This is a genomic window from Pararhodobacter aggregans (genome assembly GCF_003075525.1).
Classification (GTDB): domain Bacteria; phylum Pseudomonadota; class Alphaproteobacteria; order Rhodobacterales; family Rhodobacteraceae; genus Pararhodobacter; species Pararhodobacter aggregans.
In genome coordinates this window covers 1-11872 of the sequence record NZ_QDDR01000022.1, presented here as the reverse complement: position 1 = coordinate 11872, position 11872 = coordinate 1, and the positions used below count along the sequence as shown (strand labels likewise).

Sequence of the window (11872 nt, the reverse complement as noted above, 5' to 3'; positions counted from 1 at the left end):
AGTGGCGCGCGCGCCCTCGGCAACAGCGTCAGCAATAGCGCTCCGGACCGATCCATTGCACCACGTCGTAGCGGTCGCCATGCGCCCAGCCGACCGGCAGGATCCCCTCGATCCGCGCCAGATCTGCCTCGGTCAGCGTGAGCGCCGCGCCGCGCAGGCATTCGCGGAAATGCTGGATCGAGCGGGTGCCGGGGATCGGCAGGATATGCGCGCCGCGCGACAGTAGCCAGGCATTGGCCAGCGCCGCGGTGGGTTCACCCATCTCGGCCGCCAGCGCCCTCAGCCCATCGGTCAGCGCCAGGTTGGCCTGGTGGTTGCCCGGCGCAAAGCGGGGATTGACCTTGAGGAAGGGAACCGTCTCGATCTGCTCGGGGCGGATCGGGTCGTCGGTCAGGATCGAGCGCCCGACCGGCGAGAAGGCAACCAGCGCCGCGCCGAGTTCGGCGCAGGCCTGCACCAGCCCCAGCTCCGGCGAGCGGGTGGCCAGCGAATATTCCGATTGCACGGCGTCGATCTGCGTGACGGCGGCAGCCCGGCGCAGGGACGAGGGCGCGATCTCTGAGAAACCCACGGCGCGGGTCTTGCCCGACCGGCGCAGCCGCTCGAGCGTCTCGGCGACCTCCTCGATCGGGCGCCCCGCCTCGCGCCGGTGCACGTAGAAGAGGTCGACGTGATCCACGCCCATCCGCTTGAGGCTCTTGTCGAGCTCGCCCTCCAGATGCGCCGGATCGTTGTCGAGCTTGCGCGCGCCCTCGGCGTCGCGGCTGATCCCGGCCTTGGTGGCGATGACGAAATCGGCCCGCGCGCCGGGGTTCTTGGCCAGATAGCTGCCGATCCATTGCTCGGACCGGCCGTTGCCGTAGACGTTGGAGGTGTCGAGGTGGTTCACCCCCTCGTCCCGCATCAGATCGAGGATCGCATGCGAAGCCGCCTCGCTGGTCGGCCCGTAGAAATCCGAAAACGACATGGCGCCGTAGCCGACGGCCGACACTTCGATCCCCGAGGACCCCAGGACACGTTTCTGCATCAATCCCTCCGCAGCTGACCGCCCCTAGGTGCGGTCAATCGCCCGCGGGGTCAAGCCTCGGCGCCCCGGAAAAACCCGGCGCCCCACGCAAGGGACTCCGGCACGCCGCCAATGATTCCAACGCGATAGAAAAGCCCACTAACTTCGCGTTCAGAAATCCGCCCCTCTTCATCTTTGTTCCCCAAATATCCTCGGGGGTTTCCAAAGGGGGTGGAAAACCCCCTTTGGCGGGGGGTGCGGGGGGCTGGCCCCCCGCTTCCTCCTCACCGGGAAAACAGCGCCAGGACGCGGGCCAGGAAATCCTCGCGCACCTCGGGCCGTTCCATCAGCAGCTCGTGGCGCGCGCCCGGGTAATCCGCCAGCTCCGCCCCCGGCCAGCGGGCGACGCGGTCGCGGACCGCCGCCGGGGCGACGATCCCCTCGGCCCCGCCCAGCCCGAAGAGCGCGGGCATATCGGGCGAGGGCCGCGCCGCCAGCGCCGCGATCTCGGCCAGCGCCGCGGCCATCCAGCGCAGCGAGGGGCCGCCGAGCGAGAGCCGCGGGTCGCCGAGGATCTGCGCCTTCATCCGCTCGAACTGCCCTTGGTCGGTGGTCAGGTTGTTGCCCTCGAACCCCATCGACGGCAGCCCGAACCCGGCGCCGGTGGTCGGCGCATAGCCGCGGTCGGCGCGCAAGGGACGGGCCAGCGCCGCGAGCCAGCCCAGCGCCCTGAGCTTGCCCGCCTCCTGCGCCAGACCCAGCATCGGCGCGCTGAAGGCCGCGGCCTTGCAGGGCAGCCCCCGCATCAAACCGCGCAGCGCGATGCAGCCGCCCATGGAATGGGCGAGCCAGGGCCGCGGTCCCGGCGCCTCGCCCTCGGCGAAGGCCAGCACTGCATCGAGGTCGCGCTGATATTCGGCGAAATCGCCGACATGGCCGCGCAACCCGTCGGCCAGAGCCCGGTCGGCCAGCCCCTGCCCGCGCCAGTCGACGACCAGCGCCCCCCAGCCGGCGGCGGCGAGGTCGCGCACCACCAGCCCGTATTTCTCGATGAATTCGGTGCGTCCCGGCAGCACCAGCGCCAGACGCTCGCCGGGCCAGTACCCGACCCTGAGCCGCACGCCATCCGCGGCCTGCAGCCAGAAGGCGCGCCCCGTGTCGGGCGCGCCGCATTCGGCCAGCGGCGCGGGGGCGCGCTCGGCCATCTCAGCTCACCCGAGGACCGAGGCGAGTTTCATCGCCTGCCCCATCGAGCCGTCGATCTTCAGCTTGCCCTGCATGAAGGCCATGGTCGGGTTCACGTCGCCCTCGATCAGCCCCTGAAAGGTCTCGGCCGAGGCGGTCAGCGTGACGTCGGTCTCCTCGTCGCCCGCGCGGACGCCCGTCTGGTCAAGGACGATGGCCCCCTCGCCCTCGATGACGAATTTCGCCGAGCCGTCGAAGCTGGGCACGCGGGCGGCCAGCACGTCGACCGCCTTCTGGATGATGTCGCTCATGATTTTGTCCTGATCGTGATGGAAACGGGCGCGCGCCCCGCAACCGGCCCTCTCGCCTTTCGCCCGGCACGCGCTATGCTGGGCAGTATGAAGCAGGCCCGTGCGTTCCTCAATCCTGTCGTGGCGGCAACGTTGACGTTCGCGTCACTTTGCCTCGGCCCGGCGGTCCTTCCCCTTCCGGCGCAGGCGCAGGAGGCCGATGTCGAGTTGTTGCTCGACCAATTGGCCGACCCGGCGCAGGACCGCTGGATGCGGATCGAGCGGCAGATCCTCAACGCCTGGGGGCAATCGGGCTCGGCCAGCGTCGACTACCTGTTCCAGCGCGGCGAGGCCGCGCTTCAGGCCGGTCAGGCGGCCGAGGCCATCGACCATTTCAGCGCCGTCCTCGATTACGCGCCGGATTTCGCCGAGGCCTGGAACGGCCGGGCCACCGCCTATTTCCTGGCCAACCGGATGGGCCAGTCGCTGGCCGATATCGAGCAGGTGTTGCGGCTGAACCCCCGGCATTTTGGCGCTTTGGCGGGGCTTGGCATCATCCTCGAACAGCTGGACCGACCCGAGGAGGCGCTGGAAGCCTATCGCGCCTCGCTCGCCATCCATCCCCACCAGCAACAGGTCGTCGATTCGGTGCGACGGCTTGAGCTTGCCTCGGCGGGGCAGTCGCTTTAGGTCCGGTGGACAGGCGCACGATCGCGCGGCAGGCGAGCAGATGAACAGCAAAAGCCGCGTCACGGCGGTCCTTGGCCCCACCAACACGGGCAAGACCCACTACGCCATCGAGCGGATGCTGGCGCATCGCACCGGCGTCATCGGCCTGCCGCTGCGCCTCTTGGCGCGCGAGGTCTACGACCGGATCGTCGCGCTGCGCGGCCCCTCGGTCGTGGCGCTGGTGACGGGCGAGGAGCGGATCGTGCCCGAGCGGACCCAGTACTGGGTCTGCACCACCGAGGCGATGCCGCTGGAGATCGGCGCCGATTTCATCGCCATCGACGAGATCCAGCTCTGCGCCGATCCCGACCGCGGCCATGTCTTCACCGAGCGGCTGCTGCATGCGCGGGGGCTGCTGGAAACGCTGTTCCTGGGGTCGGACACCATGCGGCAGGCGATTGCCGCGCTGGTGCCCGGCGTGCAATTCGTGCGGCGCGAGCGGCTCTCGGTGCTGTCCTATGCCGGATCGAAAAAGATCGCCCGGATGCCCGCGCGTTCGGCCATCGTCGCCTTCAGCGTGGAAAACGTCTATGCCATCGCCGAGCTGATCCGCCGCCAGAAGGGCGGCTGCGCCATCGTCATGGGCGCGCTCAGCCCCCGCACCCGCAACGCGCAGGTGGCGCTCTATCAGAACGGCGATGTGGATTATCTGGTGGCGACCGATGCCATCGGCATGGGGCTGAACCTCGATATCCGGCACGTGGCTTTCGCGGGCACGTCCAAGTTCGACGGGCGGCGGATGCGGATGCTGAACCCCGACGAGCTGGCGCAGATCGCGGGCCGCGCCGGCCGGCACACGGCCGAGGGCACCTTCGGCGTGACCGGCGAGGCCCGGCCCTTGGCGCCCGATGTGGTCGAGGCGATCGAGAGCCACCAGTTCCTGCCGGTCCGCAAGCTGCAATGGCGCAACGCGCGGCTCGAATTCGGCACCGCCGAGCGGCTGATCGACTCGCTGGAGAAGCCGACGCGCGATGAATGGCTGACCCGGGTGCGCGAGGCGGATGATCTGGTGGCGCTGAAGGCCCTCTCGGCCGAGCCCGAGGTCCGGGCGCTGCTGAGGGATTCGCGCGACGTGCGGCTGTTGTGGGATGTCTGCCGAATCCCCGATTTCCGCGGCATCAGCCAGACCGAGCACACGACGCTTCTGTCGCGCCTTTACGGCTTTTTGCACGATGGCGGGCGCATCCCGACCGAGTGGCTGGCGACGGCGATCAAGCGCATCGACCGCACCGAGGGCGACATTGATACGCTTTCCCGCCGACTGGCCTTTATTCGCACCTGGACTTACGTTGCACAACGGGCCGGCTGGGTGGATGATGAAAGCCATTGGCGCGGCGAAACGCGCGCTGTAGAAGACCGCCTGTCGGATGCTCTGCACGAGCGTCTGACCGCAGCATTTGTCGACCGGCGCACCAGCGTTCTGCTGCGCCGGTTGAAACAGAAGGAGAGCCTTGTGGCCGAGGTGAATGACAAGGGCGAAGTGACGGTGGACGGGGAACTCCTCGGCCGTCTTGAGGGGTTCCGCTTCCGGCAGGACAAGACTGCCACCCCGGACGAGGCGAAAACCCTGCGGCAGGCTGCGGTGGCGGCGCTGGCGCCCGCGTTCAACCTGCGCGCCGACCGCTTCTACAACGCCCCCGATACCGAGATGGATTTCACCGAGCAGGGCGGCCTCATGTGGGGCTCCGAGGCGGTGGGCAAGCTGATCCCGGGCTCGGACCCGATGCGGCCGCAGGTGCAGGCCTTCGTCGATGACGAGGCCGGGCCGGACGTGGCCGAGAAGGTGCGCCGTCGCCTGCAGCATTTCATCGACCGCAAGGTGGCCGCGCTCTTCGAGCCGCTGACCAACCTGCAACGCGACGAGACGCTGACCGGCCTCGCCCGCGGTTTCGCCTTCCGTCTGGTCGAGTCGCTGGGCGTGTTGCCGCGCGACGGTGTGGCGGACGAGGTGAAGGCGCTGGATCAGGAGGCCCGCGGCGCGCTGCGCAAGCACGGCGTGCGCTTCGGCCAGTTCACCATCTTCCTGCCGGCCCTGCTGAAACCCGCGCCCACGCGCCTCAGGCTGGTGCTTTGGTCGCTGGCGCAGGGGCTGGACACCTTCCCCGAAAGCCCGCCGCCCGGGCTGGTGACGATCCCCAACATCGCCGATGTGCCGATGCAGCATTACACGCTGTCGGGCTATCGCCCGGCGGGCTCGCGCGCGATCCGCATCGACATGCTGGAGCGTCTGGCGGACCTGCTCAGGACCCGCGACGCCCGCGCCGGGTTCGAGGCCGCGCCCGAGATGCTGTCGATCACCGGCATGACGCTGGAGCAATTCGCCGATCTGATGCAGGGGCTGGGCTACGGCGCCGAGAAGGGCGAGCGCGCCAAGGCGCGTCCCGCCGCCGCCTCGCTGGAGGCCAAGGCCGAGGATATCGCCGCCAAGGCGCAGGACGAGGCTGACCATGCCCATATCCTGACCGAGGAAGACGCGCCTGCCGCCGAGGCCGAAGCCGAAACGGCCGAGGCGACCGAGACCCCGGCCGCGGCCGAGGAGATGGAAGTCTTCTACACCTTCCGCTGGTCCCCCCGTCCCCGCCACGCACGCCCCGAAGGGCAGCGCCGGGGTGGCGGCCCGCGCCGCGATGGCGCACCGCAGGGCGAGCGGGTTCAGGGCGAGCGTCCGCAGGGCGAGCGCCCGCAAGGCGAGCGTCCCCCGCGTGAGGCCCGCGAAGGCGGCGCCCCGAGGGGCGACCGTCCGCGCCGCGACGACCGCAAGGGCGGTGGTCAGGGCGACCGGCCCGAGCGTGGGGACCGGCCGAAGGGCGGCAAGCCGCATGGCAAGCGCGACGACCGCGGCGGCAAGGGCCAGCAGCCCCGCAGCTTCACCTCGGGCCCCGAGAAGAAGCGCGACCGCATCGACCCCGACAACCCCTTCGCCGCAGCGCTGATGGGGCTGAAGGACAAGCAGTGACGCCCCCAGAGCGGGACCAGACTACCGGCCCTTCGCCTCATGGCGGGGGGCCGATCCGTCTGGACAAATGGCTCTGGCACGCGCGTTTCTTCAAGTCGCGCAGCCTGGCGGCGGCGGCCTGTGCCGGGCCGATGCGGCTGAATGGCCAGCCGGTGGCGAAACCCTCGCAGCCGGTGCGGCCGGGCGATGTGCTGACCTTCGTGCAGGCGCGCGACGTGCGGGTGGTCAAGGTGCTGGCCCCCGGCGCCCGGCGCGGCCCGGCGACCGAAGCGCAGGCGCTTTATGAGGATCTGACCCCGGCCCGGCCCGCGCCCGAGGCCGGCCAGCCGCAGCGCGAAGCGGGCGGGCGCCCCACCGGCCGCGATCGGCGCGCCTATGACGCGCTCAGGGGCGAGGGCGGGGCGCAATGACGCGCCCGGGCGTAAAGCGGCTCGTGTCGGCTTGATTGATCGCACGAAGGGGGTTAAGTCCGCCCCCGGAAGACCCGTCACACCTCCGCGGAACCCACAGCGAGACCCGCCATGACCTATGTCGTGATCGACAACTGCATTGCCTGCAAATACACCGATTGTGTCGAGGTCTGCCCGGTCGACTGTTTCTACGAGGGTGAGAACTTCCTGGTGATCCACCCCGACGAATGCATCGATTGCGGCGTCTGCGAACCGGAATGCCCGGCCGACGCGATCCGCCCCGATACCGAGCCGGGCCTGGAAAGCTGGGTCGAGCTGAACCGCAAATACGCCGAGCTATGGCCGGTCATCACCCAGCGCCGCGAGCCCCTGCCCGGGGCCTCGGATCGCGACGGCGAGCCGGACAAGCTGACCAAGTATTTCTCGGAGAATCCCGGCGAGGGCAGCTGACGCTGCGGCACCCCGTCCCGGGACCCCGACGCGCCCTGGTGGCGCCATCACGTCACGCTGCCGTGCAGCGTAGGCGTGATTCCGGGCTTTGATTCGGCCTGAATTTGTGTTACAAGATTGCTACAACAATGACCTGCCCGGCATCCGCAGTGCTGCTCGCCTGTGCGATGTTTTTTTTCGGCTCCACAATCTGATCCACCGGGAAACGCCGTTTCCCGTGGGGTTTTTGTCGCCGGAAGAACGGGCTCAACTCGAGGAAGCTGAAGCATGAGCAAAACCCGCAAGGCCGAATTCCGCCCCAACGAGTTCGTGGTCTATCCGGCGCATGGCGTCGGCCAGATCGTGTCCATCGAGGAGCGTGAGATCGCCGGGATGCAGCTCGAACTCTTCGTCATCTCGTTCGAAAAGGACAAGATGACCCTCCGCGTGCCGACCGAAAAGGCCACCGCGGTGGGCATGCGCTCGCTCTCGACCCCGGATGTGGTGGCCAAGGCGCTGGCGACGCTGAAGGGCAAGGCCCGCGTCAAGCGTGCCATGTGGTCGCGCCGCGCCCAGGAATATGAACAGAAGATCAATTCGGGCGATCTGCTGGCCATCGCCGAAGTGGTGCGCGACCTGCACCGCACCGACGACCAGCGCGAGCAGAGCTATTCCGAGCGTCAGCTCTATGAAGCGGCGCTGGAGCGTCTGACCCGCGAAGTCGCCGCCGTGTCGGGCCTCGACGAGGCGGGCGCCGCCAAGCAGGTCGACGAGGTTCTGGTCGCCCGCGCCGCCTGATCCCGCGCCTTTCTGACAATGGTGCAACGCCCCGGCTTCGGCCGGGGCGTTTTCGTTTGCCGTGAGGGTCGGGCCGATGCCGGCCCCGGCCCCGGCGCCCGCAACAACCTTAACGCGTGATTTTCCCTAACACCCGTTAAGGTTGTCAAATTCTTGCCGCAATTTGCGAGCAGCTTTGCAAAATGCTTACCATTATGCAAACGCTCACCCCCCGAGTCGCCGACGCCGCCCTGGCCTTCGTCGACATTCTGCCGGACGGAACAGGCATTGCCCTGGCGTGCTCCGGCCTGGCGCTCGTCGCTTTCGCCATGGCGAAGGCGAGGGCGTTGATCGAGACCCCGGCCGAGGAACCGGCCGCGACCCGCTATCTGGCGCGGCCGTTACACGACCCGGCCGAATGCGACCTGCATTTCGACCTCGAACGCGTGGCGATGGAGATCTATCCCGGCGCCCGCCTGCTGTCGCAGGTGTCGATGGCCGAGTTCCTGCGCCCCGAGGATGGCGGCATCAGCCCGGTGCTGGAGCGGGAACGGGTCGATTTCCTGCTGGTCGATGCGCGGTTCCAGCCCTTCTGCGCGCTGGAATTCCTGCCGCTGCGCGACGCCGGACACATGGCCGACGAACGCGCCGAACAGGCCCGCAACGAGACGCCCAAACGGCAGGCGCTGCGCCAGGCCGGCGTGCCGCTGATCGAGGTGCCCTGGCACTACGACCGCGAGTTCCTGCGCGAGAAGCTCGACGTGCTGCCCGGCGTCGAACCCCAGGGCACCCCCGTCCCGCGGACCCCGCGCGCCCCGGCCCTCAGCCATCGCCCGCAGGCGATGCCGCTTCACGCCTGAACCACCGCCCGGGCCCCTCGCAGCACGCCGGTCCCCTCGGGGCCGGCGTTGCCTTTGGCCCCCTCTGCGCGCAGGCCGCCCTTGCCAGCAAGCCCCTCACTGGACTATAGCCTGCCCGACCACGAAGACCCGGAGCGCATCATGGCAGGCCATTCCAAATGGGCCAACATCCAGCATCGCAAGGGGCGGCAGGACGCCGCCCGTTCGAAGCTGTTCTCGAAGTTCTCGAAGGAAATCACCGTCGCCGCGAAGATGGGCGACCCTGACCCCGACAAGAACCCCCGCCTGCGCCTGGCGATCAAGGAAGCCAAGTCGCAGTCGATGCCCAAGGACAACATCGAACGCGCGATCAAGAAGGCGACCGGCGGCGACGCGGATACCTATGAGGAAATCCGCTACGAGGGTTATGGCCCCGGTGGCGTGGCGGTGATCGTCGAGACGATGACCGACAACCGCAACCGCACCGCCTCGAACGTGCGTTCGATCTTCACCAAATACGGCGGCAACCTGGGCGAGACCGGCTCGGTCGGTTTCATGTTCGACCGCATGGGGCAGATCATCTATCCGGCCACGGTGGGCGATGCCGATGCGGTGATGGAATCCGCCATCGAGGCGGGCGCCGACGATGTGGAGAGCAGCGAGGACGGCCATGTGATCTGGTGCGCCTTCGAGGATATCGGCGAGGTCTCCTCGGCGCTGGAAGCGGCACTGGGCGAATCGGACTCGACCAAGATCGTCTGGAAGCCGCAGACCACGACCGAACTGGACCTCGACGGCATGCAGAAGCTGATGAAGCTGATCGACATGCTGGAAGACGACGATGACGTGCAGAACGTGACCGCCAATTTCGAAGCCTCGGACGAGGTGATGGCGGCGCTCTGACCGCCACGCCGTCAGGACTTGGAAAGGGGGGCAGCCGCCCCCCTTTTTTCTTGCGCCCTCAGCTCCGGGGCTGCGCCCGTTCGACCAGCCGGGCAAAGAAGCTGGCGCCCACCGGCGCCACGGCATCGTTGAAATCGTATTTCGGATGATGCAGCCCCGCCCCTTCGCCCTGCCCCAGGAACAGATAGGCGCCGGGGCGCTTTTCCAGCATATAGGCGAAATCCTCGGCCCCCATGCTGGGCTCGCAATCGCCCGCCTCGGCGCCCACTTCGGCGGCGACTTCCAGCGCGAAGGCGGTCTCGGCCTCGGGGTTGATGGTCGCCGGATAGCCGCGGTCATAGGCGATCTCGGCGCTGACGCCCATCGCCGCGGCGACCCCCTCGACGATGGCCGTGCAGCGCGCCTCGGCCATGTCGCGGACGGCGGGCTCATAGCTGCGGATCGTGGCGCAGAACCAGCCGCTTTCGGGGATGATGTTGTCGGCCGAGCCGGTGTGGATCTGGGTGACCGAGACGATCAGCGCATCCGTCCCCCGGCGGTTGCGGCTGACCACGGTCTGCAGCGCGCTCACCATCTGCACGATGGCGGCGACGGGGTCGATCGTATCCTCGGGATGGGCGCCATGGCCGCCGCGGCCGGTGACGGTGACATACATCGTGTCGACCGCCGCCATCAGCGGCCCCGCCCGCCCCTCGAACCGGCCCAGTGCCACGCCCGGCGCGTTGTGCAGCGCATAGACCTGGCCGATGCCGAACCGCTCCAGGATCCCCTCCTGCACCATGACCTCGGCGCCCCCGCCCCATTCCTCGGCCGGCTGGAAGATCAGCGCCACGCGGCCGGCGAAATTCCGCGTCTCGGCCAGGTATTTCGCCGCCCCCAGCAGCATGGCCGTATGGCCGTCATGGCCGCAGGCATGCATCTTGCCCGGCACGGTCGAGGCATGGGGCGCGCCCGTCTCCTCGGTGATCGGCAGCGCGTCGATATCGGCGCGCAGGCCGATGGTCGGCCCCGCGCCCTCCCCCTCGATGATCGCCACGATCCCCGATTGGGCGATGCCCTCGTGCAGTTCATCGACACCGAAGTCGCGCAGCCGTTCGGCGATGAAGGCGGCGGTCTGGTGGCAGTCGAAGCGGGTTTCGGGGTGCTGGTGCAGATGGCGGCGCCATTCGGTCATCTGGGGCGCGTAATCGGCGATGCGGTTCAGGACGGGCATGTGGACTCCGGGGGCAGGCTGAGGGATAGAGGGGCCCAGCATCCGCGCTTCTTCGAGGGGTTTCAATGGCCGACGATCCGCTGATCCACGATCCCGAGGGCGGGCTGCCCCGTCTGGCCCGCATCATGGCCCGGCTCCGCGCGCCCGAGGGCGGCTGTCCCTGGGATCTGGAGCAGGATTTCGCCTCCATCGCCCCCTATACGATCGAGGAGGCCTACGAGGTCGCCGATGCCATTGCCCGGCAGGATTGGGACGGGCTGAAGGGCGAGCTGGGGGATCTGCTGTTCCAGTCGGTCTATCACGCGCAGATGGCCGAAGAGGCCGGGTATTTCACCCTCGACGAGGTGCTGCGCGGCATCGCCGACAAGATGGTCGCGCGCCACCCCCATGTGTTTGGTGCCGAGGTGATCGACAGCGCCGCGGCCCAGACCGAGGCCTGGGAAGCACGCAAGGCCCGCGAACGGGCGGCCAAGGCGCTGACCGGGGTGCTGGATGACGTGCCGGTCGGGCATGCCGGGCTGACCCGCGCGGTCAAGCTGCAAAACCGCGCGGCGCGGGTCGGGTTCGACTGGCCCGAGGTGGGCCAGGTCGTCGACAAGATCGCCGAGGAGGCGCGCGAGCTGACCGAGGCCGCGCCCGAGGACCGCTTCGAGGAATACGGCGATCTCCTTTTCGTCATGGCCAATCTGGCGCGGCATCTCGACATCGACCCCGAAGCCGCGCTCCGCGCCGCCAACGACAAATTCACCCGCCGCTTCCGCGCCATCGAAGCCGCCCTCGCCGTCGACGGGCGCCGCCCCGAGGACAGCGACCTGGCCGAAATGGACGCGCTCTGGGACGCGGCGAAGGCGGCCGAGAAGAGGGGCTGAGGCCGGGCTGGAACATGCGGGGGGCCAGCCCCCCGCGCCCCCCGCTCAAGGGGGTTTTCCACCCCCTTGAGAAACCCCCGAGGATATTTGAAGCGCAAAGAAGGCGGCGTAACGCCCTCTTAACCTGCATCTTTGCGCTCTAAATATCCTCGGGGGGTGAATTGGCCGTCAGGCCAAGAGGGGGGCAGACGGCCCCCCTTCTTCGGCGCGGCGGCACGCCGCGCCGCTGGTCGCCCGAGGCGCCCGCGGCAGCGGGCAACGAGGGC

12 protein-coding genes are annotated in these 11872 nt (G+C 68.8%); 8 read left to right on the top strand and 4 right to left on the bottom strand.

Annotated features, from left to right (window positions below; genetic code table 11):
- Window positions 1-28 precede the first annotated feature (28 nt).
- The 3 genes from DDE23_RS24335 to DDE23_RS24325 form a co-directional block, all read right to left on the bottom strand.
- The gene (locus tag DDE23_RS24335) at window positions 29-1027 is read right to left on the bottom strand and encodes an aldo/keto reductase (protein WP_107751712.1); all 999 of its coding nucleotides are present in this window, start codon (window positions 1025-1027) and stop codon (window positions 29-31) included.
- A 263-nt stretch (window positions 1028-1290) separates the two neighbouring features.
- Window positions 1291-2211: an alpha/beta fold hydrolase gene (locus DDE23_RS24330; protein WP_107751713.1), complete on the bottom strand. Its 921-nt coding sequence runs from the start codon at window positions 2209-2211 to the stop codon at window positions 1291-1293.
- 6 nt (window positions 2212-2217) lie between these two features.
- Window positions 2218-2502, bottom strand: a complete 285-nt coding sequence (locus DDE23_RS24325) for an SCP2 sterol-binding domain-containing protein (RefSeq protein WP_107751714.1) — start codon at window positions 2500-2502, stop codon at window positions 2218-2220.
- A 132-nt stretch (window positions 2503-2634) separates the two neighbouring features.
- Here DDE23_RS24325 and DDE23_RS24320 point away from each other — a divergent pair, with 132 nt between their 5' ends.
- The 7 genes from DDE23_RS24320 (at window position 2635) to DDE23_RS24290 (ending at window position 9524) form a co-directional block, all read left to right on the top strand.
- Window positions 2635-3171: a tetratricopeptide repeat protein gene (locus DDE23_RS24320; RefSeq protein WP_238150104.1), complete on the top strand. Its 537-nt coding sequence runs from the start codon at window positions 2635-2637 to the stop codon at window positions 3169-3171.
- Window positions 3172-3211: 40 nt separating this feature from the next.
- Window positions 3212-6166, top strand: a complete 2955-nt coding sequence (locus DDE23_RS24315; protein WP_107751715.1) for a helicase-related protein — start codon at window positions 3212-3214, stop codon at window positions 6164-6166.
- Window positions 6163-6576, top strand: coding sequence for an RNA-binding S4 domain-containing protein (locus tag DDE23_RS24310; protein WP_192883753.1), 414 nt, complete (start codon window positions 6163-6165; stop codon window positions 6574-6576). Before DDE23_RS24315 ends, DDE23_RS24310 begins: the two co-directional genes overlap by 4 nt.
- 111 nt (window positions 6577-6687) lie before the next feature.
- Window positions 6688-7026: a ferredoxin FdxA gene (gene fdxA, locus DDE23_RS24305; protein WP_107751716.1), complete on the top strand. Its 339-nt coding sequence runs from the start codon at window positions 6688-6690 to the stop codon at window positions 7024-7026.
- 267 nt (window positions 7027-7293) lie between these two features.
- On the top strand, window positions 7294-7803 hold the full coding sequence (locus DDE23_RS24300) for a CarD family transcriptional regulator (protein ID WP_107751717.1): 510 nt from the start codon (window positions 7294-7296) through the stop codon (window positions 7801-7803).
- Between the two features lie 182 nt (window positions 7804-7985).
- Window positions 7986-8642 (top strand): DUF2726 domain-containing protein, encoded by a 657-nt coding sequence (locus DDE23_RS24295; RefSeq protein ID WP_107751718.1) that lies wholly within the window; start codon window positions 7986-7988, stop codon window positions 8640-8642.
- 141 nt (window positions 8643-8783) lie between these two features.
- On the top strand, window positions 8784-9524 hold the full coding sequence (locus tag DDE23_RS24290) for a YebC/PmpR family DNA-binding transcriptional regulator (RefSeq protein WP_107751719.1): 741 nt from the start codon (window positions 8784-8786) through the stop codon (window positions 9522-9524).
- Window positions 9525-9582: 58 nt separating this feature from the next.
- On the opposite strand, the gene DDE23_RS24285 is transcribed toward DDE23_RS24290, so the two are convergent.
- Window positions 9583-10737, bottom strand: a complete 1155-nt coding sequence (locus DDE23_RS24285) for a M20 aminoacylase family protein (protein ID WP_107751720.1) — start codon at window positions 10735-10737, stop codon at window positions 9583-9585.
- Between the two features lie 65 nt (window positions 10738-10802).
- On the opposite strand from DDE23_RS24285, the gene mazG reads away from it, so the two are divergent.
- Window positions 10803-11606: a nucleoside triphosphate pyrophosphohydrolase gene (gene mazG, locus DDE23_RS24280; protein WP_107751721.1), complete on the top strand. Its 804-nt coding sequence runs from the start codon at window positions 10803-10805 to the stop codon at window positions 11604-11606.
- The last annotated feature ends 266 nt before the right edge of the window (window positions 11607-11872 follow it).

Bases quoted from the DNA above. Each gene is read 5' to 3' on its own strand.
- DDE23_RS24285 (WP_107751720.1), bottom strand. From the start codon at position 10,737: ATGCCCGTCCTGAACCGCATCGCCGATTACGCGCCCCAGATGACCGAA.
- fdxA (WP_107751716.1), top strand. From the start codon at position 6,688: ATGACCTATGTCGTGATCGACAACTGCATTGCCTGCAAATACACCGAT.
- DDE23_RS24315 (WP_107751715.1), top strand. From the start codon at position 3,212: ATGAACAGCAAAAGCCGCGTCACGGCGGTCCTTGGCCCCACCAACACG.
- DDE23_RS24290 (WP_107751719.1), top strand. From the start codon at position 8,784: ATGGCAGGCCATTCCAAATGGGCCAACATCCAGCATCGCAAGGGGCGG.
- mazG (WP_107751721.1), top strand. From the start codon at position 10,803: ATGGCCGACGATCCGCTGATCCACGATCCCGAGGGCGGGCTGCCCCGT.
- DDE23_RS24295 (WP_107751718.1), top strand. From the start codon at position 7,986: ATGCTTACCATTATGCAAACGCTCACCCCCCGAGTCGCCGACGCCGCC.
- DDE23_RS24325 (WP_107751714.1), bottom strand. From the start codon at position 2,502: ATGAGCGACATCATCCAGAAGGCGGTCGACGTGCTGGCCGCCCGCGTG.
- DDE23_RS24300 (WP_107751717.1), top strand. From the start codon at position 7,294: ATGAGCAAAACCCGCAAGGCCGAATTCCGCCCCAACGAGTTCGTGGTC.
- DDE23_RS24335 (WP_107751712.1), bottom strand. From the start codon at position 1,027: ATGCAGAAACGTGTCCTGGGGTCCTCGGGGATCGAAGTGTCGGCCGTC.
- DDE23_RS24330 (WP_107751713.1), bottom strand. From the start codon at position 2,211: ATGGCCGAGCGCGCCCCCGCGCCGCTGGCCGAATGCGGCGCGCCCGAC.